Source organism: Ewingella allii (assembly GCF_044430645.1).
Lineage (GTDB): Bacteria > Pseudomonadota > Gammaproteobacteria > Enterobacterales > Enterobacteriaceae > Ewingella > Ewingella allii.
Genome location: NZ_JAWUDN010000006.1, coordinates 198873 through 221198, shown reverse-complemented (window position 1 = coordinate 221198; position 22326 = coordinate 198873). Strand labels below are relative to the sequence as shown.

Annotated in this window: 22 protein-coding genes and 2 tRNA genes; 12 read left to right on the top strand and 12 right to left on the bottom strand. The window is 51.2% G+C overall.

Features of this window, described 5'->3' with window-relative positions; all coding sequences use genetic code 11:
• Nucleotides 1-44: 44 nt before the first annotated feature.
• The 3 genes from SBO83_RS14920 to SBO83_RS14910 all read right to left on the bottom strand — a co-directional run bounded on the left by SBO83_RS14920 (nucleotide 45) and on the right by SBO83_RS14910 (nucleotide 1834).
• On the bottom strand, nucleotides 45-1133 hold the full coding sequence (locus tag SBO83_RS14920) for an ABC transporter substrate-binding protein (RefSeq protein WP_353501593.1): 1089 nt from the start codon (nucleotides 1131-1133) through the stop codon (nucleotides 45-47).
• A 284-nt stretch (nucleotides 1134-1417) separates the two neighbouring features.
• Nucleotides 1418-1505 (bottom strand) — tRNA-Ser (locus SBO83_RS14915).
• A 241-nt stretch (nucleotides 1506-1746) separates the two neighbouring features.
• Nucleotides 1747-1834 (bottom strand) — tRNA-Ser (locus SBO83_RS14910).
• A 271-nt stretch (nucleotides 1835-2105) separates the two neighbouring features.
• Between SBO83_RS14910 and yccA the strand changes: the two genes are divergently transcribed.
• Complete coding sequence (gene yccA, locus SBO83_RS14905) at nucleotides 2106-2768, top strand: FtsH protease modulator YccA (protein WP_034789313.1); 663 nt, start codon at nucleotides 2106-2108, stop codon at nucleotides 2766-2768.
• A 106-nt stretch (nucleotides 2769-2874) separates the two neighbouring features.
• Nucleotides 2875-3204 carry a sulfurtransferase TusE gene (gene tusE, locus SBO83_RS14900; protein ID WP_396132038.1) on the top strand — a complete coding sequence of 110 codons (330 nt, stop codon included), beginning with the start codon at nucleotides 2875-2877 and terminating at the stop codon, nucleotides 3202-3204.
• Between the two features lie 20 nt (nucleotides 3205-3224).
• Here tusE and yccX read toward each other — a convergent pair whose 3' ends face one another.
• Nucleotides 3225-3503: an acylphosphatase gene (gene yccX, locus SBO83_RS14895; protein ID WP_396132037.1), complete on the bottom strand. Its 279-nt coding sequence runs from the start codon at nucleotides 3501-3503 to the stop codon at nucleotides 3225-3227.
• 97 nt (nucleotides 3504-3600) lie between these two features.
• On the opposite strand from yccX, the gene rlmI reads away from it, so the two are divergent.
• Both rlmI and hspQ read left to right on the top strand, forming a co-directional pair.
• Nucleotides 3601-4794, top strand: coding sequence for a 23S rRNA (cytosine(1962)-C(5))-methyltransferase RlmI (rlmI, locus tag SBO83_RS14890; RefSeq protein ID WP_353501590.1), 1194 nt, complete (start codon nucleotides 3601-3603; stop codon nucleotides 4792-4794).
• Between the two features lie 123 nt (nucleotides 4795-4917).
• Nucleotides 4918-5235: a heat shock protein HspQ gene (hspQ, locus tag SBO83_RS14885; RefSeq protein WP_353501589.1), complete on the top strand. Its 318-nt coding sequence runs from the start codon at nucleotides 4918-4920 to the stop codon at nucleotides 5233-5235.
• 81 nt (nucleotides 5236-5316) lie between these two features.
• Here hspQ and SBO83_RS14880 read toward each other — a convergent pair whose 3' ends face one another.
• Nucleotides 5317-5730, bottom strand: coding sequence for a CoA-binding protein (locus SBO83_RS14880; protein WP_396132036.1), 414 nt, complete (start codon nucleotides 5728-5730; stop codon nucleotides 5317-5319).
• A 203-nt stretch (nucleotides 5731-5933) separates the two neighbouring features.
• Between SBO83_RS14880 and SBO83_RS14875 the strand changes: the two genes are divergently transcribed.
• Both SBO83_RS14875 and SBO83_RS14870 read left to right on the top strand, forming a co-directional pair.
• Nucleotides 5934-6593 carry a DUF2057 family protein gene (locus SBO83_RS14875; RefSeq protein ID WP_396132035.1) on the top strand — a complete coding sequence of 220 codons (660 nt, stop codon included), beginning with the start codon at nucleotides 5934-5936 and terminating at the stop codon, nucleotides 6591-6593.
• A gap of 132 nt (nucleotides 6594-6725) precedes the next feature.
• Nucleotides 6726-7187, top strand: coding sequence for a methylglyoxal synthase (locus tag SBO83_RS14870; RefSeq protein ID WP_396132034.1), 462 nt, complete (start codon nucleotides 6726-6728; stop codon nucleotides 7185-7187).
• 49 nt (nucleotides 7188-7236) lie between these two features.
• Here SBO83_RS14870 and helD read toward each other — a convergent pair whose 3' ends face one another.
• The gene (helD, locus tag SBO83_RS14865) at nucleotides 7237-9291 is read right to left on the bottom strand and encodes a DNA helicase IV (protein WP_396132033.1); all 2055 of its coding nucleotides are present in this window, start codon (nucleotides 9289-9291) and stop codon (nucleotides 7237-7239) included.
• Nucleotides 9292-9482: 191 nt separating this feature from the next.
• Here helD and SBO83_RS14860 point away from each other — a divergent pair, with 191 nt between their 5' ends.
• Entirely contained in the window at nucleotides 9483-9944 is a 462-nt protein-coding gene (locus tag SBO83_RS14860) for a YccF domain-containing protein (RefSeq protein WP_353501584.1), read from the top strand.
• Between the two features lie 88 nt (nucleotides 9945-10032).
• Nucleotides 10033-12174, top strand: a complete 2142-nt coding sequence (gene yccS, locus SBO83_RS14855; protein ID WP_396132032.1) for a YccS family putative transporter — start codon at nucleotides 10033-10035, stop codon at nucleotides 12172-12174.
• A gap of 48 nt (nucleotides 12175-12222) precedes the next feature.
• Here the strand turns inward: yccS and SBO83_RS14850 are convergent, their stop codons facing one another.
• Entirely contained in the window at nucleotides 12223-12849 is a 627-nt protein-coding gene (locus tag SBO83_RS14850; protein WP_396132031.1) for a TfoX/Sxy family DNA transformation protein, read from the bottom strand.
• A 218-nt stretch (nucleotides 12850-13067) separates the two neighbouring features.
• On the opposite strand from SBO83_RS14850, the gene sulA reads away from it, so the two are divergent.
• Nucleotides 13068-13580: an SOS-induced cell division inhibitor SulA gene (gene sulA, locus SBO83_RS14845; protein ID WP_396132030.1), complete on the top strand. Its 513-nt coding sequence runs from the start codon at nucleotides 13068-13070 to the stop codon at nucleotides 13578-13580.
• A gap of 360 nt (nucleotides 13581-13940) precedes the next feature.
• A complete protein-coding gene (ompA, locus tag SBO83_RS14840) occupies nucleotides 13941-15020 on the top strand; it encodes a porin OmpA (RefSeq protein ID WP_353501580.1) in 1080 nt (359 codons plus the stop codon).
• 169 nt (nucleotides 15021-15189) lie between these two features.
• Here ompA and matP read toward each other — a convergent pair whose 3' ends face one another.
• Nucleotides 15190-15645, bottom strand: a complete 456-nt coding sequence (gene matP / locus SBO83_RS14835; RefSeq protein WP_396132029.1) for a macrodomain Ter protein MatP — start codon at nucleotides 15643-15645, stop codon at nucleotides 15190-15192.
• Between the two features lie 210 nt (nucleotides 15646-15855).
• Between matP and SBO83_RS14830 the strand changes: the two genes are divergently transcribed.
• Together SBO83_RS14830 and fabA are read left to right on the top strand one after the other, a co-directional pair.
• On the top strand, nucleotides 15856-17622 hold the full coding sequence (locus SBO83_RS14830) for a Lon protease family protein (protein WP_353501578.1): 1767 nt from the start codon (nucleotides 15856-15858) through the stop codon (nucleotides 17620-17622).
• A 68-nt stretch (nucleotides 17623-17690) separates the two neighbouring features.
• Entirely contained in the window at nucleotides 17691-18209 is a 519-nt protein-coding gene (fabA, locus tag SBO83_RS14825; RefSeq protein WP_353501577.1) for a bifunctional 3-hydroxydecanoyl-ACP dehydratase/trans-2-decenoyl-ACP isomerase, read from the top strand.
• A 155-nt stretch (nucleotides 18210-18364) separates the two neighbouring features.
• On the opposite strand, the gene rmf is transcribed toward fabA, so the two are convergent.
• From rmf to pqiA, 4 genes are all read right to left on the bottom strand, one after another.
• On the bottom strand, nucleotides 18365-18532 hold the full coding sequence (rmf, locus tag SBO83_RS14820) for a ribosome modulation factor (RefSeq protein ID WP_072009867.1): 168 nt from the start codon (nucleotides 18530-18532) through the stop codon (nucleotides 18365-18367).
• Nucleotides 18533-18808: 276 nt separating this feature from the next.
• Nucleotides 18809-19381 (bottom strand): membrane integrity-associated transporter subunit PqiC, encoded by a 573-nt coding sequence (gene pqiC, locus SBO83_RS14815; protein ID WP_396132028.1) that lies wholly within the window; start codon nucleotides 19379-19381, stop codon nucleotides 18809-18811.
• Nucleotides 19381-21036: an intermembrane transport protein PqiB gene (gene pqiB / locus SBO83_RS14810; RefSeq protein ID WP_396132027.1), complete on the bottom strand. Its 1656-nt coding sequence runs from the start codon at nucleotides 21034-21036 to the stop codon at nucleotides 19381-19383. The genes pqiC and pqiB overlap by 1 nt, the downstream gene beginning before the upstream one ends.
• Nucleotides 21023-22288 carry a membrane integrity-associated transporter subunit PqiA gene (gene pqiA / locus SBO83_RS14805; protein ID WP_396132026.1) on the bottom strand — a complete coding sequence of 422 codons (1266 nt, stop codon included), beginning with the start codon at nucleotides 22286-22288 and terminating at the stop codon, nucleotides 21023-21025. Before pqiA ends, pqiB begins: the two co-directional genes overlap by 14 nt.
• Nucleotides 22289-22326: the final 38 nt, after the last annotated feature.

Genomic DNA, 22326 nt, shown 5'->3' with positions numbered 1-22326 from the left:
GATTCGGGTGAGTCGCCCCTGTGGCTCGAAGGATGACGAGTATTTTATTTGGCCGCGGCCTCGCGCCATTGCTTGATGTAATCAAGGCGTTTTTTCTGCTGTAAGTACTCCAGCAGCGTTTCATCAACCGGGATAGGTTTGAGGGCGTTACCCAACATTTTGGTCATACCGTCGATATCGTTATTGCCTTCGATGTCGTTACGGATGGAAGGAATGTCGCCCTGATTCGCCAGGATGCTTTGGCCTTTTTCCGACAGCACGTAGTCCAGCCACAGGCGCGCCGCGTTGCTGTTTTTGGCTTCTTTGCTGATAAAGGAGACGCGGGACAGGACCAGCGTGTAATCCTTCGGATAGGAGATCCCGAGAGACGGATCAGTTTTGGCGCGGGCCTCGGCGTAGGAGCCTAAGATGTTAAAACCAATCAGGTTTTCGCCAGACGACACCCTTTCCATCATGGTGCCGGTGGAGGACTGCACGGCTAAGCCGCCCTTGGCGACGTCAGCCAGCGTTTTGAAGTAGTTCGGGTCAGCCTTGAAATCTTCAACGGAAAGCATGAAGCCCAGACCTGATTTCTCAATGTCATAGGTGGTGACTTTCTTCTTGAATTTGTCGGTCTGGCTGGCAATCAGCTTAGCCAAGGCCGCATGAGAGTCCGGCACGTCACCGGCTGGGATCAGGCGTTTGTTGTAGATAAACACCACTGGCTCATAGGTGGTGCCGTAAGCCTTCTCTTTCCACACTGCCCACTTAGGCAGTTGCCCATGTTCCGGCGAGGTATATTCCTGCGCGTAGTCGGTCGCCAGCTTCAGCGCGGTGTCCATGGAGGAACTCCACACCACGTCGCCGCTGTTGCCGCCCGCCGCCTGCTCACTAATAAAACGGTTGTACAGCTCGGTGCTGTTCATGTCGTTGTATTCGACTTTCACACCCGGATAAGTCGCTTCAAAGCCCTGGATCAGCGGCCCTGCGGCCTTAACGTCGGTGGTGGAATAAATAACGACTTTGCCCTCTTTCTTGGCGCCGTCGACCAGCTTCTGGTAGTCAGCCGGGTACCCTTGAGGTAATGCAGAGATTGCAGAGGAAGACATCAAAACGGCAGTAGCAATCAGAGAGATACGTAATTTCTTAGACATTATTGTTAACCTCTAGTTACATTTGGGAAACTAAAAATCAACATATAGGCAGTGCCACTTCCTGCGCAATCAGGTTAACGGGTTATGTTCGCGAATTGTGAGACGGGGCATTTTTTAGGCAATTAACACCATTAACACCACGAAAAAACCCTCAAGAAAGAGTTAAAAACCGGGGGTAAACAGCCTAGGAAAAATGCAGAAAGAGGGGAAAAGTGAGATTTCGGTGAATTTTAGGCACAAAAAAAGCCGCTAATCACTTAGCAGCTCATTTGCGTTGTTGTTAATGGCGGAGGAGAAGAGATTCGAACTCTTGAATGGTTTCCCATCGCCGGTTTTCAAGACCGGTGCCTTCAGCCGCTCGGCCACCCCTCCGCAACAACAATCTGTCTCAAGAGCAGTGCTCATCAGACGGGGCGTAGTATACAAGAAGCAGAAGAAGATGCAAACATTATTTTCGTTCTATTTTGTTGATTTAATAAGCATTCTTGCAAAATTCATTAATTGCCGAGAAATCGAACAAAGGAAGAAACATGGGAAGGTCGAGACAGGGAATACCAAAACGCAGAGACAAAAAAAAGCCGCTAATTTCTTAGCAGCTTTCTTGTGTTGTATATGGCGGAGGAGAAGAGATTCGAACTCTTGAATGGTTTCCCATCGCCGGTTTTCAAGACCGGTGCCTTCAGCCGCTCGGCCACCCCTCCGCAACGAAGCGAACTATAAACATAGGCCATTAGGTTGTAAAGCCTGATTATGTTCGTTTGCCTGAAAAACAGGCACTGGCGTTTCAAATGATGATTAAATCGACATTACGGCCAGTTTTAAAACAGGGAAGCGTCATTTCTACGGCGAGTTGGCGGTAACTCATGGGTAAAGAAGGGTAAAACGCCTTTAATCACGGCAGGTAACTATCTACTATTCAAGGCTGATTGTATTTTCACCGACTCCAACTTTTGTCGATAAGTGAGATTTTAAATGGAACGTATTGTTGCCTCTTCCTCCTCTCGTGCGGGCGCGCTGTTAAGCACCCACAGAGTTCTACGTAATACCTATTTCCTGCTGGCGCTGACGCTCGGCGTTTCCGCTATTACGGCTACCGCTAGCACCCTGCTGCGTTTACCTTCGCCGGGTATGCTGCTGACGCTGGTGGGTTTCTACGGGTTGATGTTCCTGACTTACCGCACGGCTGACCGCCCTGTGGGTATTCTGGCGGCCTTCGCCCTGACCGGCTTTATGGGTTACACCCTCGGCCCACTGCTTAGCTCCCTGCTTTCGGTTGGCGCGGGTGACATCATTATGCTGGCCCTTGGTGGCACGGCGCTGGTGTTCTTCTGCTGTTCAGCCTACGTGCTGACCACCCGTAAGGACATGTCCTTCCTGTCAGGCATGATGATGGCGGGCTTCGTGGTGCTGCTGGTAGCGGTTATCGCTAACCTGTTCCTGCAGATCCCTGCCCTGTCACTGGCGATTAGCTGCCTGTTCATCCTGTTCTCCGCAGGCGCAATCCTGTGGGAAACCAGTAACATTATTCACGGCGGCGAAACCAACTATATTCGTGCCACGGTGAGCCTGTACGTTTCTCTGTATAACGTATTTGTCAGCCTGCTGAGCATCTTAGGTTTGTCCCGCAGCAACTAATTCGGCCCTTCAGCCAGCCAAGCCTCGCGAAAGCGGGGCTTTTTATTTTGCGGCTCAGGCCTTTTTGCTAAACTGCGCGCAGCGTTTTATTGAGAATTGAGGTGTTATGTTGGAGTTTGCAGGCCGCGAGATAGAAACCGATGCTCAGGGCTACCTAAAAAACAGTGCTGATTGGCACGAAGATCTGGCCCCTATATTGGCGGAAGAAGAAGAGATCGTGCTGACCGAAGCTCACTGGGAAGTGGTGCGCTTTGTGCGGGAATTCTATCTCGAATTCAATACCTCTCCCGCCATTCGCATGCTGGTCAAAGCCATGGCGCAAAAATATGGCGAAGAGAAAGGCAACAGCCGCTACCTGTTCCGACTGTTCCCTAAAGGCCCGGCGAAGCAAGCCACCAAAATTGCTGGCCTGCCAAAACCGGTCAAATGCCTGTAGCTTTTAGGGGATAGCGAAAACTAATGGCGGATTTTAAATTCGCCATAATCTTCCGGTGGCGCGGGCTCGCTTAACACTTTATCTACCTTGGCGTGTTTCGGGCCACCCAGTTTAAGCCACGCCAGCAGTTGATCCACCTGCTCCTGCTCGCCGCAAACAATGACTTCTACGCTGCCATCATCCAAGTTTCTCGCATAGCCCGTCAGGCCCAAGCCGTTGGCCTGCTGTTGCGTCGCGAAACGAAATCCTACGCCCTGCACCCGGCCGTAGACATAGGCGGCTATACTGACTTTTGCCATAATATTCTCTCCGTTAGCGGTATGGTTCGTTGCAATTTAGACTGCTTGCTCGGACAATGACGCTCTTTTTTGCCCCGAACTGACAGAACCTAATTCTATGACTGCTCGTTTATTCTTGGCCAAAGGCCGCGAAAAATCTCTCTTACGCCGCCACCCGTGGGTATTTTCCGGTGCAGTAACCCGTGTCGAAGGTAAAGCAAACTCTGGCGATACTATTGATATTGTAGACAGTCACGGGAAATGGCTGGCTCGCGGTGCATATTCTCCGTCGTCGCAAATCCGCGCGCGCGTCTGGACCTTCCGCCAGGACGAAGATATCGATATCGAATTTTTCGTGCGTCGTTTACAGCAAGCGCAAAGCTGGCGTAACTGGATTGCCAAGCGTGACGGGCTTGATGGCTATCGCCTGATTGCCGGTGAGTCTGACGGTTTGCCGGGTATCACCATCGACCGTTTCCAGAATTTCCTCGTGCTGCAACTGCTTTCAGCCGGTGCTGAATACCAGCGCGCCCCTCTGCTGGCCGCGCTGCAAAAATGTTACCCGGAATGCGCTATCTGGGATCGCTCCGACGTCGCCGTGCGTAAGAAAGAGGGTTTAGAGCTGACTCAGGGCCACGTGATTGGTGCCGAGCCACCTGCCCTGCTGCCGATCCAAGAGCACGGCATGAGCCTGCTGGTGGACATCAAACAGGGTCACAAAACCGGTTTCTATCTCGACCAGCGCGATAGCCGCCTAGCTGCGCGTAAATATGCCGAAGGCCGCAAAGTCCTAAACTGCTTCTCTTACACCGGCGCTTTTGCCGTGTCGGCGCTGATGGGCGGCTGTGAGAAAGTGACTAACGTTGATACCTCGCAAGACGCGCTGGACATCGCTCGTCAAAACGTTGAGCTGAATAATCTGGATCTGTCGAAAGCCGAGTTCGTGCGCGAAGACGTGTTCCAACTGCTGCGCAAGTACCGTGCCGAAGGCGTGCAGTTCGACATGATCGTCATGGACCCGCCAAAATTTGTTGAAAACAAGAGCCAGCTGGCCAGCGCCTGCCGTGGCTACAAAGATATCAACATGCTGGCGTTGCAGTTACTGCGTCCGGGCGGCATTTTGTTAAGTTTCTCCTGTTCCGGCCTGCTGCCGACCGATCTGTTCCAGAAAATTCTGGCCGACGCGGCGCTGGACGCCAATCGCGAGATCCAGTTCGTGGAGCAGTTCCGTCAGGCTGCTGACCATCCGGTTATCGGTTCTTACCCGGAAGGTCTGTACCTGAAAGGCTTCGCCTGCGTAGTGATGTCGTAAATTTATCGTTCTGTGCCTTATCTCGGCACAGAACCTGAATTAACGTCAAGAAACAGGGTCAAAACTTGAAATAGTGCCGCTAACCTCCATATAGACGTTAAGGTAATTTTTCAGGAGATGACTATGATCGCCAGCAAATTCGGTATTGGCCAGCAAGTACGCCACAGAATGTTAGGTTATCTCGGCGTAGTGATTGACGTGGACGCAGAGTATTCGCTAGAGAAGCCAAAGGTTGAAGAACTCGAGACGGATGACTCTATGCGCACCGCGCCTTGGTATCACGTGGTGATGGAAGACGATAAGGGCGAGCCGGTACATACTTATCTGGCAGAGATCCAAATTGATCACGAAGCGGCGCGTTCTCACCCAGAACAAAGCTCTTTGGATGATTTGGCAGAATCTATTCGCAGCCAATTGACCTTACCGCGCCTTCGCCACTAATCCTGCTGAGGGCGGAAATAAAAAACCGACTCTTTTGGGTCGGTTTTTTTATGTCCACATGCAGCAGATTTATGGCCAGACCTACTTCTCCAGACCTAAGCGCGGAATTTCAATTTTCGGGCATTTATCCATGACCACTTTCAGACCGGCCTGTTTAGCCAGCACCGCCGCTTGTTCGCTAATCACCCCCAACTGTAGCCATAGCACTTTCGCGCCAATATCGATGGCCTCTTGCGCGACGCCGTAAGCCGCCTCGGTATTGCGGAAAACGTCAACCATATCAATCTCATGGGGAATATCCGCCAGCGTGGCGTAGACCTTCTGTCCGTGCAGCGTGCTTCCAGCCAGTTTCGGGCTGACAGGGGTTACCTCATATCCCTGAGACAATAAATAAGCCATGACGCCGTTGCTCGGCCTGTTCAGCTTGTCACTCGCCCCCACCAGCGCAATAGTTTTCATCTCTTTTAAGATGGTGACGATGTCATTATCTTGCATGCCATTTCCCTCATTAAGCGACGTATTACCAGTTTAACTCAGTGTCAAAACTTCGGCAGTTTTTAGCTTAAAACTGCGGCAGAAAGCACTGATTGCCAAGAAAATGGCTATAAATGTAACAATAAATACATCCTGTAAAGTTTTGACACATTCGCCGCATTGCTCAATAATAGAGGCTGTCAGTGAAAGGTAAGGAGTGAAGTATGAAAGTCAGATTAATGGCCGCTTTAATGTCGGTTAGCCTGTTGGCACCCGTTTGCGCGACCAGTCTGAAACTTTCATCGGATATCGACCTGCTAGTGCTGGATGGAAAACGTATATCCGGCGCTATTCTCAAAGGGGCTGAAAGCCTTGAAGTCGATGCAGGACAGCATCAGATTTTATTCCAGGTCAGCAAAAACCTGCATCCGGCCACCATGAATGCCCTGATGTACCACTCCCCCGCCATGATAGTCAGCTTTAGCGCCAAAGGGGTTCGTTCGGCTTCCTTCATTTTGCCAACGCTGAATAACGAAATGGATGCCGCATTCTTTAGCAGAAAGCTCAATTATCGCCTTGTTGATCAAGACGGTCGAGACATTCCGAGCCGCCGCGACGTGCTTCGTCAGGTGGTTTATGGCAATGCGACTGATTTAGAAAAGGTGATGCTGCGCTATAACTTATCTGGCCTGCGAGCGTCCGTGCCGGCCTTCGCCACTGCCGTACAGCAGCGGGACAGCTCACTGTTCACTACCACATCACTGTCGATGCTCAACGTTTCCAGCCAAAAGCACAGCAGCCCGGGTAAAACGAGCTGGCCTAAGCTGGTCGCCTCCCCACACGTCGGCCGTTTTTTCTCTTGGTTCAGCTTCCCTTCATCCTGAAAAACCCACCATTATCAGCCTGATGTCACGAAAAACCTCAACGTTCGGCTGAATTGTTGTATCAGAGCTATGCAGAAAATATGAGTTTCAGTACTCTGGACGCAACTCTATTTGGCGTCGAAGGGAATGTTTATGGAATTCACCACCCGCACCATTGGTAAAAAAAAGCATATCGCGCTGGTTGCCCACGATCACTGCAAAAACATGTTGATGAGATGGGTTGATAAGAACGTCGCGGAGCTGTCGCAGCACACCCTGTATGCCACCGGCACCACCGGGAATCTGGTGCAGCGCAATACCGGAATTGACGTGAAAAGCATGCTCAGCGGCCCGATGGGTGGGGATCAACAGGTGGGCGCGATGATCGCCGAAGGGAAGATTGATCTGCTGATTTTTCTCTGGGACCCGCTGAATGCCGTGCCGCACGACCCCGACGTTAAAGCCCTGCTGCGCCTCGCCACCGTGTGGAACATTCCGGTTGCCACTAACCTTGCTACCGCCGATTTCCTTATCGCCTCGCCGCTATTTAAAAATGAAGTCGAGATTTCTATTCCCGACTACCAAAATTACCTGCTTTCCCGCCTGAAATCCTAAGTAAAACGCCCCCATTCACGGGGGCGTTTTACTGTATTACGGAGCCAGATTACGGCTTTCTCTGCGCCGGCACGCCCAAATCTTCAAGCTGGGCAACAAACACTGAAGGCTGCGATTTATCCTGCATTAGCCACACCTGATGCTTGGCGCGGGTGATCGCCACATACAGCAAGCGGCGCTCTTCGGCATCGGCAAAATCCTCTGGCTCGGGCAGTAACACCTCTTCCAACAAAGATTCGCGCGCCGGGGCCGGAAAACCGTCATTGCCCTCGTGCAAACCGACAATAATCACATACTCCGCCTGCTGCCCTTTGCTGGCGTGAATGGTCATAAATTCGATATTGAGCTTAGGCCAGCGCGTCGCCGCTTTCTGCAAAACCTCCGGCCTCAGATGGTGATAACGCGCCAGAATCAGAATTTTTTCATCGGCTTTGGCGAAGCCGCTCAGCTTATCCAGCAGGGCATCCAGCTGTTCATTGGGCAAAATCGTGACGCTTTTCTTGCTGCCTTTAGTCAAGCTATTCAACGGCTTCTTCAACTGATACGGGTTTTGCAGAACAAACTTATTGGCGATTTCACCAATGCGATCGTTAAAGCGATAGGTGGTATCCAGCGCGCACTGCGCCCCTTCGCCAAAATGGCCTTCAAAGGCGGTAGTGAGGGAAAGCTCGGCGCCGCTGAAACGATAGATAGCCTGCCAATCATCGCCAACGGCAAACAAGCTGGTGTAGCTATTTTGCTCGCGCAATGCGGCCAGTAGGCGCGCCCTCTGCGGGGAAATATCTTGGAATTCATCAACTAAGATGTGTTTCCACGGGCTGACAAAACGCCCCTTCTCCAGAATATTGACCGCCTGATGAATCAGCCCGGAGAAGTCCACGGCGTCCTCTTCTTTCAGCGCTGACTTCCAGGCTTTGAGCAGTGGCGCCATCAGGCGAATCCGCTTCTGGAACAGATCGCGCACCTCGTCGGACGCCTGCTCCACCATTTCAGCTTGACTGCCGCCGTGCATGCGCATCAGCCCCAGCCAGCGCTCGAGGCGGCTGCCTAAACGCTCCGCCAGCGCTTTGTTCTTCCAGTAATCTCCTTCAGGAACCTCCCACTCTAGTTCCTCGGTCATCCATGCGCGCCAGCCGCTGGCCTGAACTTTCTTCTCGGCACACTGCTGCTGCCAGGTTTTGATCAACAGGCTGCGACGGGCTTTGCTATCAGTTTCCAGTTTGCTGATTTTTGGCGTTTTCTTGCTCCCTTCCTGAATAATGTGCAGCGCCAGAGCGTGGAAGGTTTTAGCTTTAATGTCACTGGTGTGCAGGCGTTCTTTAATTCTTTCATTCATCTCGTCTGCGGCCTGACGACCAAACGCCAGTAGCAGGATCTGTTCTGCAATCGCTTCCTGACGGTACAATAGCCAGCCCGCGCGGGCCACCAGCACCGACGTTTTGCCACTCCCTGCCCCTGCAAGCACTAAAACGGCGTCTTCGCCGTTGACCACGGCGCGGCACTGGCTGTCATTAAGGGGAGTGGTTTCGATGTTGTCGAAGAAATCGCGATGCTGCTCGATAGTTCTTTCAGTCCATGCCTGATTGCGGGACACCACGCTCTCTTTGCCCTGACGCAGCCATCTCAGACACAGCTCGTAGTCTTCGCGACAATTGTTGAACTCGTGCAAACGCTCAACCGGCACCGGCACGGCGGTAAAGGATTCGGCGATACTTTTTTGCACGGCGGCCAACTCGCTGCTTTTGAACCATTTATCCTGCTGTTCAATGCGCGCGATCTTTTCCGCCTGCTGACGCAAGACGCCAGCGCTGACCTCACTCATCTCCTCACTCCAGCTGCGCCAGACTTTAAGAAGATGGTGATAAAATTGCTGCGTCTCCTGCCATTCCGTGCCGTGCAGGCGCACGACCTTTTCTTCCGGTAGCTCAAACTCCAGCTCGCCCCAGACGATGCCACGTTTACAGCGAATAGAAATTAACTGGTTGAAAGGGATGAGATAATGATGCTTATCGCCACTGACTTCGACGCCTGCGTTGAGTAGCCGCACCCGATTATAGGGGTGCTGCGCCAGATGTTTTCCAAATGAAGTCGATTTCAGTTCCATATCATCACGCCATTTTCTTAGTATTAGGAGCCGCTAACGGGTAGCTGGTTATTAATTAAGGAATTATTTGCTTCAGTTTACCTGCGATAAGCACTGGCGCTCTACCCCCAACATCAGGGTAGAATAAAAAGCGTAGGATTTCCGTTAACGCACTGGCGTTACCCTCTTTTCTGACATGACTGAGTGATAACATGCGCGCAATTTTGAACATTTTGAACTTTGTGCTGGGTGGCTTTTTTACCACGCTGGCCTGGCTGTTTGCCACATTGATCAGCATCGTGCTGATTTTTACCCTGCCACTGACCCGTTCTTGCTGGGAAATCACCCGCCTGTCGTTGATTCCGTTCGGCAATGAAGCCGTGCACGTTAACGATCTGTATCCAGAGAAAAGCAATGCCATCTTAACCGGCACCGGCACGCTGCTAAACATCTTCTGGTTTATCTTTTTCGGCTGGTGGCTGTGCTTGTCCCACATCACGGCCGGTATCGTGCAATGCCTGACTATTATTGGTATTCCAGTGGGTATAGCCAATTTTAAAATTGCCGTGATAGCGCTTTGGCCGGTCGGCCGTCGCGTGGTATCAGTAGAAATGGCAAAACAGGTCCGGGAAGCCAAAGCGGCTCGCAACTTGTCCAATGGCCGCATTCGTTAATATAAAGTTAGTCATTAATTTATAGACCTTTTATATCATTGCTGAGGTTTTCAGCTTTTTAATTAGCCTTTTGCTAAGTGGAGTTCCCTTGTTCTCTTTCGCCCCGGGTTTAAGACGTTATGCCTATAACAGCAACGTCCTTTACAACATCCGCATTTTTATTGCGCTCACCGGGGCGGCCGCCGTGCCTTGGTGGCTGGGGCTGCCCACGCTGACTATCCCTCTGACTTTAGGCGTGGTGGCAGCTGCGCTGGCTGACTTAGATGACCGCCTCTCGGGGCGGCTGCGTAACCTGCTGATCACCTTAGTCTGTTTCTTTATCGCATCAGCCTCTATTGAACTGCTTTTTCCTTATCCATGGGTGTTTGCCTTGGGGCTGATGATCTCCACCTGCGGGTTTATCCTGCTCGGCGCGCTCGGTCAGAGATACGCCACTATCGCCTTCGGCGCACTGCTTATTGCCATCTACACCATGCTCGGCACCAGCATGTATCACATCTGGTACCAGCAACCTGTGCTGCTGATATGCGGCGCAGTGTGGTACAACCTGCTCACGCTGGCGGGGCACATTCTCTACCCGATACGCCCTCTACAGGACTTGATTTCTCGCAGCTATTCTCATTTAGCGCACTATCTGGAAGCTAAAGCGACGTTGTTCGACCCAGATCAGGAAGGCGACAATAAAAATGAGTTGGTGGCGCTGGCGATGGCTAATAGCCAGTTAGTGGCCACCCTGAACCAAACTAAAACCACTCTCCAGACCCGGCTGAAAGGCGATCGCGGGCAGAAAGGGACGCGCCGAACGTTGCATTACTACTTTGTGGTGCAGGATATTCACGAGCGCGCCAGCTCTTCCCATGTGCAATACAAAAAGCTCAGCGAGCAGTTCCACCACAGCGATATTCTCTTCCGCTTCCAACGTTTAATGAGCATGCAGGCGCGAGCCTGTGCTCAACTTTCGCAGTGCATTCTTTATCACCAGAAATACCAGCATAACACTCAGTTTGAGCGGGCTTTCCTGCGTCTTGATGAAGCCCTAAAAAGGCTCGATACCCAGACCCAGCACCGAGAAATGCTGCAAGCGCTGCGCCACCTCTTAATCAACTTACGGGCTATCGATGCACAACTTGCCAGCATCGAATCCGAGCAGGCGCTGCCGGAGAATCAGGAAAATACCAAGACCTTTGCCGAAGACAAGCTGACGGGAATCGACGACATTTGGCTGCGAATATCTCGCCACCTCACGCCGAAATCCGCCCTCTTCCGCCATGCCATTCGCATGTCGATTGTTTTAGCGATGGGCTATGCCTTTATCCAAATCAGCGGCTTAGATCACGGGTATTGGATTTTGCTGACCAGCCTTTTTGTCTGCCAGCCCAACTACAGCGCGACCCGTCGTCGTCTGGCATTGAGGATCATCGGCACGCTGGCCGGTATCGCCATAGGCATCCCAATTCTCTATTTCGTGCCCTCTATTGAAGGCCAGATGGTGCTCATTGTTATCAGCGGTTTGCTGTTCTTTGCCTTCCGCAATGTGCAGTATGCCCATGCCACGATGTTCATTACGCTGCTGGTTTTGCTGTGCTTTAACCTGTTGGGTGAAGGCTTCGAAATTGCCATTCCGCGCGTCATCGATACGCTAATTGGATGTGCTATCGCCTGGGCGGCAGTGAGTTTTATCTGGCCAGATTGGCGATTCAGGCAATTGCCCGTGGTGGTGGATAAGACATTTACTGCCAACTGCCGCTATCTGGATGCCATTCTGGTTCAATACCATCAGGGCAAAGATAATAGTCTTGATTATCGGCTAGCTCGTCGCGACGCACATAACTGTGACGCGGAACTTGCCTCTGTCGTTTCCAATATGACGTCGGAGAAGAATAACGATCAGCAAACCCTTGAAGCCGCTTTCCGCCTACTGTGTTTAAACCACACGATGCTGAGTTACATCTCGGCGCTGGGGGCACACCGGGAAAAGCTGCATGATGCAGAAACCCTGAAACTGCTCGACGACGCGGCCTGCTGCATTGATGACGCGCTGCATCATGAACCTGCAGATGCCGAGAAAGTTCATCGTGCCATTGAGCAACTGATGGCCCGTATTGAACAAAGAACCACGGAATCCGACAGCAAAGAACAGCTGGTCTTACAACAGATTGGTCTGTTGCTGGCACATATGCCGGAATTCACCAATTTAAATAGCAAAATCGTACCGGCCCAAAGCCTCTAGGGTTGAAATGATAAGCCAGCAAAGTCGCTCACTTTGCTGGCGCTATTTTTAACGAGCGGTCTTATCGATCATCGGCTGATGAGATTTAAACCACTGCATTAACACTTCGCGGGAAGCCATAGGTAAAGCAGCCTCATGGAACCCCTGTATCGCTGCTTCAAGTGCAATCAATACATTTAGTCCCAGATTTTTCTTTACTGATTTCAATTTAAGATAAGTAACACAAGCCCCCTGCGCACGCAGTTGTGAAGAGGTAGAGATACCGACTTGCCACAGTAGACGCTCCAGATTGAGCGAAATATTCGGCAGGTCCTTCAGTCTGGCCTCCCCCTCTTTTTTGGTTTTCATATCGTCTAACATGCCTTGCAAAGAGCACTTTGCAAGGGTGATCAACTGGGCAGTGTCTTGCCAAAGCTGCTGGTGAACTTTGAAATAGCGAAGGGTTATCGCGATACCCCGTTTGCGATAAATCAGCGATTCCATCCCCATACGGCGAAAATGTATTTCATTTTCTGGCGTTGCTCGCAGATAGAGATCCCCGTCAGAAACTAAGGCAAACATCACGCCGTTAGCCGACAGGCTATAGCCTCCAAACTGTGAGCGAGAACGGATATTTCCCAGGCAGGTAAATAACTTTTGAGATTCAGAAACTCTTATTTTTGTACGATTAATCATTGCGATATCCTTTCATGAATAAATCCAGACGTACCCTTTGTTGTTACTCGTAAAGCTATTTGCAAAATACGCAAAGTCCCTCACAGCACCAAACATAAAATGCGATTACATTCCGTTGCCTTCCATTTTTGCGAGATTTCTTGGAAAAAATTGGGTTGATCTTTGTCCAGCCAACGAGTACTGTACATCCATACAGTTACTCACTGGCAGGATACATCATGCGAACTCAAGCTCTGACAAATCATCATTTACGGCATCAAGCGGTTTCTGTAACTCCACCGCACGTCAAACAATCGACACCGATATCGAGAAATAGTGGCCTGCTCACAGAGTTCGTATACTGTGAAAGCCAGCCGGCATTGTCGGAACTATTATTACCTGTGCTGCAACATTTAGGTTTGCAGTCACGTTGGTTGCTGTGGTTAACCCCGCAACAGAAACTGAGCCGTAATTGGTTGTCTCAGTCTGGATTGCCGGTGAGCAAAATCGTTCAGGTTAGCCAAATGAATTCCATGTCGCCGATAGATGCGATGGAAAAAGCACTTTTGACAGGGAACTACAGCGTTGTTTTGGGGTGGCTGCCTGATTTAAACGATGCAGAACGTGAAAGATTGCGCTTGGCAGCACTTCAGGGAGGGTCTTACGGATTCATCATGAGACCGACAAATGCTCAAATCTCAGCTCATGGACAGCAATCAACAGTAAAAATTCAGTCCTCTGTGTACCATTAGTTCAAATTAGGAATGTTCTGATGAAATTACCCCCTTTTTTAGTGATTTGTGCTGAAAAGTGGGTTTTTATCGGTAAATTTGCGCCTTCACGGTGCAACTAACTCCAAAGTTTCGTCAACAAATGGCCTTTGATGTTAAGAAATGTGTACATTTTTCCTTTTTTTTCCACGCTGTTAACACATCAAGCTTGTAAGTTTCTCGCCACGTTGTAGACTTTACAACGCCAAGGTTGCTTTATAATGCCAACGTAAAGTGGCAAAGTTCTTAACGGAAGCAATAACTTTGGCGTAAGGATTTTATAACCAAGGGCTTAAAAGCTTAAAGCTCAATTGCCTATTTGGATGATAACGAGGCGCAAAAATGAAAAAGACAGCTATCGCATTAGCAGTGGCACTGGCAGGTTTCGCTACCGTAGCGCAAGCCGCCCCTAAAGATAACACCTGGTACACCGGTGGTAAGCTGGGCTGGTCCCAGTACCATGACACTGGTTTCGCTAACGCTTACAACGGTATCGGCAACGGCCCTACCCACGAAAGCCAACTGGGTGCAGGTGCGTTCTTGGGTTACCAAGCAAACCAATACCTGGGCTTTGAAATGGGATATGACTGGCTTGGCCGCATGCCTTACAAAGGCGACACGAACAACGGTGCTTTCAAAGCACAGGGCGTTCAACTTGCTGCTAAACTGAGCTACCCACTGACTGACGATCTGGACATCTACACTCGTCTGGGTGGTATGGTTTGGCGTGCAGACTCCAAAGGTAACTTTGGCGATACTGGCGCTCGCGTAAGCGATCACGACACCGGTGTTTCTCCACTGGCAGCCGTTGGTTTCGAATACGCTGTAACCAAAAACTGGGCTACTCGTCTGGATTACCAATGGGTTAACAACATCGGTGATGCTGCTACCGTTGGCGCACGTCCTGACAACGCTATGCTGTCTGTGGGTGTTTCTTACCGTTTCGGTCAAGATGAAGCAGCTGCTCCGGCACCAGCTCCAGCACCAGCACCAGCTCCAGTTGTAGAAACCAAGAAATTTACCCTGAAGTCTGACGTTCTGTTCACCTTCGGTAAATCTAGCCTGAAACCAGAAGGCCAGCAGGCTCTGGATCAGCTGTACACCCAACTGAGCTCACTGGATCCGAAAGACGGTTCAGTAGTTGTTCTGGGCTACACTGATGCAGTAGGTTCTGAGCAGTCTAACCAGAAACTGTCTGAGCAACGCGCTCAAACCGTGGTTGACTACCTGGTATCTAAAGGCATTCCTAAAGACAAAATCTCTGCACGTGGTATGGGTGAAACTAACTCAATCACTGGCAACACCTGTGGCTACAAAGCTGGCCGTGCTACTAAAGCACAGATCGCTTGCTTGGCTCCAGATCGTCGCGTAGAGATCGAAGTTAAGGGTATCAAAGACGTTGTGACTCAGCCACAGGCTTAAGTCATACCGCTTTCTACTGTTTAACGACAGATACTAAAAACCCCGCCTAGGCGGGGTTTTTTTATGGATGTAGATTTTTAGAATAACGAGCTTTGTAGAATGGCGAGGTTATAGAATTACTGAGATGATGACTGCGCAGGCCTACTCATAAAGCCTAACGCCTTCCCCCCTACTCTTTATTACCCAGAATCTGCTGCAAATCTTCTTTGAGGGATGACATCTGGCTCGCATACTTCTCTTTGCGTTCCGCGTCTTCTAACAGTTGGATGATGGTATCCGAAAGGGTTGAACCACGGCGCTGCGCCAAGCCAGCAAGACGTTGCCAGACCAGAAACTCCAGATCGATGGATTTCTTGCGGGTGTGCTGATGCTCAGAATTAAAATGTCTTTTTCTGCGGGCACGGATAGTTTGCTTTAGGCGATTTTCCAAAGCAGGATTCATATTATTAGCGATCCAATCCAGAACTTTGACCGGCTCGTTTTCTAATTTGAGAAGTTTATCAACAGCATCTTCGGCGGCGCTATTTTCTAAATGGCGGGTAATTCGTTCACCTTCACGGTGTTTTTTTACCAGATACTTCCACTTCCAACCGCTCTCAAGATTTTCCAGTTGCTGATATTTCATCGTGAGCTCTTCTGTGACCCCGTAACTTTGATAAGCATAACAGCTTTATTCGAATTTTCACTGCAAAAAGCACATGCAAAACTGTTCAATTTTTACACGAACAAACCTTAGCTGCCGTGACCTGCGTCTTAACCACGACACTCCCTGTGTTCATCACTGTTTATTCTTGTATAATCGCCCTTTCCCATTTTACAGAACACAGCTAACACATTGACCAATAACCGACTTGATTGGCAGCTCTTACTGCCCGATACCACGCCCTATGAGGCTATTTTCGCAACGGCTGCTGAGTTGGCCCCAGTGGATTTCGCTGCTATTCAGCCACGACTGGAAAATGGTTTAACGCTGTTCTGTCACCCGCTCTCCCGCCCCCGCTTTATGACCATCAAAGCACTGGAGAGCCGTGAATATCTCTCTCGCATTAATGACGCTATCACCCAGATCCTCCCTGAAGAACGGCCTGTATTTGGCTGTCGCTATCTTATTGAAGGTGGAAAAATCTCGGTGGCGGATGCCAGCACGGTTGAAGATAATTTTGCCGCCAAACTCGCCAGCCACTACCAAGAGTGGATTGAGCCAGAGCAGCTTTTCGGCTGTGTGCGCATCTATAAAGACCAGATTCAGCTTGAGCCGGGCCTGATTCATCAAGTTAACGGCGGCGTGCTGGTGCTATCCATCCGCGCCCTGCTGGCTCAGCCACTGATGTGGCTCCGCCTGAAGCAGATGATCACTCAGGGTGTTTATCACTGGATCTCACCTGATGAGAGCCGCCCGCTGCCCGTCGCTATTCCGTCAATGCCCATCGACATTCGCTTGGTGCTGGTTGGGGATCGCATTTCATTGGGCGAATTCAATGAAATGGAGCCGGAGCTGCTTGAGTCTGCGGTTTATGGCGAGTTCGAATCTGACCTGCCGTTAACCGATGCCGACGATATGGCGACCTGGTGTGGCTATGTCAACACGCTGGCGGACGAGCTGGACATTCCACGTCTGGCTGCTGACGCTTGGCCTGCGATGCTGCGTCTGGCGATTCGCTATAGCACCGACCAAGGTAGCCTGACGCTTTGCCCTGCGTGGCTCAGCGCGCAACTCACCGAGGCGGCACTGTATAATCAGGATGAGTTACTGACCCTGACCTCGTTCGAAGCCGCAATTAACGGGCGCGCATGGCGTGAAAGCTACTTGCAGGAACGCATGCAGGATGAGATTGAATTGGGTCAAATTCGTATTGAAACCGAAGGCGAAGTGATTGGCCAGATTAACGGCCTGTCCGTGCTGGAATATCCGGGACATCCGCGCGCCTTTGGTGAACCTTCGCGCATTAGCTGTGTCGTACACACGGGCGACGGTGAATTCACCGACGTTGAGCGTAAAGCCGAGCTGGGTGGTAATCTGCATGCTAAGGGCATGATGATTATGCAGGCGTTCCTGATTTCCGAACTGGAACTGGATCAGCCTTTGCCCTTCTCCGCCTCAATTGTTTTCGAACAGTCCTATGGCGAAGTCGATGGAGACAGCGCGTCTCTGGCCGAGCTTTGTGCGTTAGTCAGCGCCTTATCGATGCAGCCGATTAACCAGCAAATCGCGGTTACCGGCTCTGTCGACCAGTTCGGCAACGTGCAGCCAATTGGTGGCGTGAATGAGAAGATCGAAGGATTCTTTGAAGTTTGCCAACGCCGCGGCCTCACGGGCAATCAAGGAGTGATTATCCCGACCAGCAACGTGCGTAACCTGTGTTTACACCCACAGGTGATTGACGCCGTGCGTGAAGGCCAATTCCATTTATGGGCAGTCGATAACGCAGGTGAAGCACTGCCTATCCTGACCGGATTAATTTACTCTCACGAAGAGCAAGCTGAAGAAGCTCGCCCAAGTTTACTGGGCTTGATTCAGGAACGTATCGCGCAGGCATTACCTCAGGAACGCCGCAGTTACCCCTGGCCACTTCGCTGGTTGAGTTGGTTCAGCCACAGCTGATCGGAGTTGTTCGGCTTACACCTGTTAGCTAAACTCCGTCCTTCAATAAAATAAGGCTTACATAGAACATGGTAGATAAACGCGATTCCTATACTAAAGAAGATCTAGAAGCCTCTGGCCGTAGTGAACTCTTCGGTGCCGGTGGCCCACCATTGCCATCAGGCAACATGCTGATGATGGACCGCATCGTGAAGATGCAAGAAGATGGCGGCAGCCATGGCAAGGGTTACGTTGAAGCAGAATTAGATATCAATCCTGATTTGTGGTTCTTCGGTTGTCACTTCATCGGCGACCCGGTAATGCCCGGTTGTCTTGGTCTTGACGCCATGTGGCAGCTGGTTGGTTTCTATCTTGGCTGGCTCGGTGGCGAAGGCAAAGGCCGCGCACTGGGTGTTGGCGAAGTGAAATTCACCGGTCAGGTTTTACCGACTGCGAAAGTGGTAACCTACCGCCTGAACTTCAAACGAGTGATCAACCGTAAACTGATCATGGGCGTAGCAGACGGCGAAGTGCTGGTAGATGGCGAAGTGATCTATACAGCGAGTGACCTGAAAGTGGGTCTGTTCAAAGACGCCAGCGCCTTCTAAATCTGTCAGAGCTTGCCCGCCAAGTTCTATCCCACAGGTTGAAAGCTAAAAAAAGCGAATATGTTCTGCATATTCGCTTTTTTGCATCTGAGGGAAATCGAAACAAAAACCTCCGCCCGCGGCGGAGGTTGTTCCTTTTTCTGACAGGGTGCCGCTTAAGCGGTTACTGCCCTGTCCTCCATGGCTTGTCGCCAACCCCCGAGCCAATGTGCGCGGGCATCAACTGCTTGATGCGGACAAACCTCTTTTGAGCGTCCGACAATACCTGCTTGGTATCCACGTGATTGTGCCCGTTCCAGGCGATCGCGTTTTTGTCTCTTCATGCCTTGTTTCCCTCATTTATTCAGGTTCAGGTGGAAAGAAAACAATGGCCCGCTTGCGCGTCCACACTTAACAAATAGCCGCAATTTTTGGTCAGGTCAATGCACAAATTGCACACAACTGTCATATTCATGCGCTATCTTATCGGATTGCGCGCAAGCTAATCGCGCCTGAAAATCCCCATCTGGCTGATCGCCAATAAAAAATCCCGAAGTCTGAAAACTCAGAATTCGGGATTTTGCGTCTTTATCTTAAATTAAATTAAGCTTAAAAAATGTTCATCTTAGCTGGCTAGCAATCTGGCTTGCTTCTTGCTGCCAACCTGCGGCCAGCGTTCGCACCAGCGCGTCGTAACCATCTTCATTTTGCTTAAGGATCAGGTTGAAGCTGCGCTGAATGGTCTGCCCATCGCGGGTTAACACCCAGCTGCCGCTAATCAGCGCAGAGCCGTCATAGCGACCGTGGAAGCCGGTCACATTAACGTTCAACACATCCTGCTCGGCGTTGTTAGCTGGCTGCGCGGACACCACGCGGCCCGGCAGATCACGCCCGAGATAAGTCACCAGCGACTGTTGAAGCTGCTGGTCGAGCGGGCTGGCCCACAGGTTATTTTGCGTCAGAACGTACTGCACGTCATTGGTCTGGAATACTAGACCGTTGCCCGCCAGATAATCCGCCACGCTGACATGCTCCACCCAAACTTGCCGTGGCTGCCCTTGTGGGATCATACTGCCGCTGCTGGTGGCTACCGGCGTGCTGCCCAGAATAGGCAGTTGGTAATAAGTTTTCTGATCGCTACTGCTACAGGCAGTCAGCAACAATGCTAAGACGACAGGTATCCATTTCATCATTATTTGGCCTTCTTCGGCTGAGGATCATCTTGCCCAGGGGCGGCGAAAATCAGTGCATTACTCTTACCATTTAAGGTCTTCAGCACCGGCTGCAATTCACGCAAGGTTTTATCCAGACTCTGCATATCTCCCACCAGATTGCTGTAAGCCGGAGAACCAGGCTGGAAACCCTTCAGGCTGCGATTAAGCTGGATGAGCGTCTGCTGCATATCCTGCGGCAGATTTTTCATCTCTTTGCTGCCCACAATGGCATTAAGCGAATCGAGGGTTTTCTGCGTGGCTTTCATCGTCTTCTGGCTTTCCGCCAGCGTGGTGGTCGCCTCGCGCAACATAGGTTCGATCGGCAAGTTGTTGATCTTGTCGAGCGTGGTCATCAGCTTCTGCTGAATTTGCGCGAAACCGGCGCTGACGGTCGGCAACAGTTTCTGCCCGTCAATCTGGTATGGCCCTTTCCACGGCTTCTCATTGGGATAGAAGTCGAGATCGACATACATCGAGCCGGTCAGCAAGTTAGCAGACTTCATCGAGCCTCGCAGACCTCTGGCAATGCCGTCACGGATATGGTCAGTGATATTGAAATCATTGCCAATCAGCTGGGCAAAACGGTCTGGCTCGATGCGAATCAGCACCGGAATACGGTAATCATTATCCATCTGCTGTTTCAGCACGTTCATTGGATAAGGCACCTGCGCCACGGTACCCAGACGGATGCCACGGAACTCAACTGGCGCCCCCGGTTGCAGGCCGCGAATAGAATCGGAGAAGAACATCACGTAATCGATATGCTTGGTATACAGCGACTCTTGAATACTGCGCTGGTCGTCAAAGAGCTGATAGTTATCGCCATTTTTGGCCGCCGAGCCTTGCTCCCAGCCGTTCGGCACGTCAAAGCTCACGCCGCCGCTGAACAGGGTGGTGAGTGAACCCATCTCAACGCGCATACCCTGTGCCGACATGTCGAAGTTAACGCCGCTGTCTTTCCAGAAGCGCACGTTATCCGTCACCAGCCCATCATAAGGCGCACGGATAAATAGCTGATATTTGATATTGCGGGCTTTCGGATCAAAGTGGCTGGTTTCCACGGTACCCACTTGGAAGCCGCGGAACAGCACCGGGTCGCCCGGACTGAGCTGGCCCGAGCGCTCGCTTTCCAGAATAACGCGGATACCTTGAGCGTCTGGCGAGGCCAGCGGCGGCGAGTCATTTAGGGCATATTGCGCCTTCTCCTCACCTTTATTGCCCGGCTGGAGCTGGATGTAAGCACCAGAGAGCAAAGTACCCAGCCCCGAGATACCCTCACGGCCCACCTGAGGTTTCACCACCCAGAAAATAGAGTCGTCGCGCAGCATCTTTTCCATACCGGAGTTCAAGCGCGCCTTGATGATAACCTGCTGCAAGTTTTCACTCAGGGTGACGCTTTCGACTTTGCCGACATCAACGTTGCGGCTTTTAATGGTCGTTTTACCCCCTTCAATGCCTTCAGCGGAGCTGGTGATCAGCGTCACTTCTGGCCCCTGATGGCTGTAGTGGTAAAACAGGATCCAGGCACCAATTAATGCCGTGACGATCGGAATGATCCAGACTGGTGACCAGCGTTTGATCTTTTCGACCTTCGCAGTGCCGTTGTGATTCTCATTGATATTATTTTCCGCCATCTTGTTGCTCCTTCAAAGACTGAACTCCGGCCCGATCCCAAATTAATCTTGGGTCGAAAGTCATCGCGGCGAACATAGTAAGAATAACGACCCCAGCAAATAGCAGTGCGCCGATGTCCGGATAAATACTCATTAGCTGCCCCATTCTGACCAGTGCAGAGAGCACGGCTATGACGAACACGTCAATCATTGACCAGCGCCCAACAAACTCCACCACTTCATAAATCACGTGCAACCTTTCCCTGTCGATTTGTTTATTACTGTTGGCATCCCAGCACAACCAGCCGATCGCCAGCATTTTCAACGACGGCACCATAATACTGGCGATGAAAATCACCATCGCCACCGGATAAGAGCCTTCACTCCACAGCAACACCACGCCCGCCATGATGGTCGAGGTAATTTTGGTGCCAAGCGCCTGAGTGATCATGATCGGCAATAAATTGGCCGGAATATAGAGCAGCAGCGAGGTTACCAACAGCGCCATGGTCCACTGTAGGCTGTTTTTGCGGCGCGCGTGGCCTTTGGTTTCGCAGCGGCTACACACCGACTGGTCGACGGGCAAAATCGCCATACAGCAGTGGCAAGAACGCAACCCCTGACTCAGACCACTTTCGCCAATTTTCAACGGCTGTGTCAGGCGCGGCGCGGGTTCCACCTGCTGCCACAGCCAGTAGCGGTCGGTACATTGGAAGGCGCGCAGTTGCAGCAGACAGAACAGCACATAGGGCAGGAAGCTGGTGCCAACGCCAACATCGCCATAGGCCATCAGCTTGACGAAACTGACCAAAACCCCCGCGAGGAAAATTTCCACCATACACCAGGTTTTAAGGCGGAAAAGCGTGCGCGCAATGCTGACTTTCCACTGGGTAGAGAGCCGCGTCTTGAGGCAGAGGACAATTATAGAGAGCATGCAAATCGCCGGCAGGAGCTGGACGACGATCATAAAGAGTGTCGCCATACTGGCATAGTTATCAGACACTAATACCCGAGGGATCTGCACCAGCGTCACTTCGCTGCTCAGTCCGGCGACATTCATATTAACAAAGGGGAAAAGGTTGGCGAGCACCAGCATAAACAGCGCGCTGATAGCGAAACCAATAGGACGTTTACGAGGTTCTTTCCAGCGTGAGGTCAGCGTGGTGTGGCAACGCGGACACTTAGCCTTTTGCCCGATGGCGATAACCGGGAGTTCCACCAACAGGTCGCATTGTGGACACAAAATGTGCGGGTCATGAACATGAGAACACACAGTTAACTCCTCAAGTGCGCTAAGGGCAAGAACTGTGC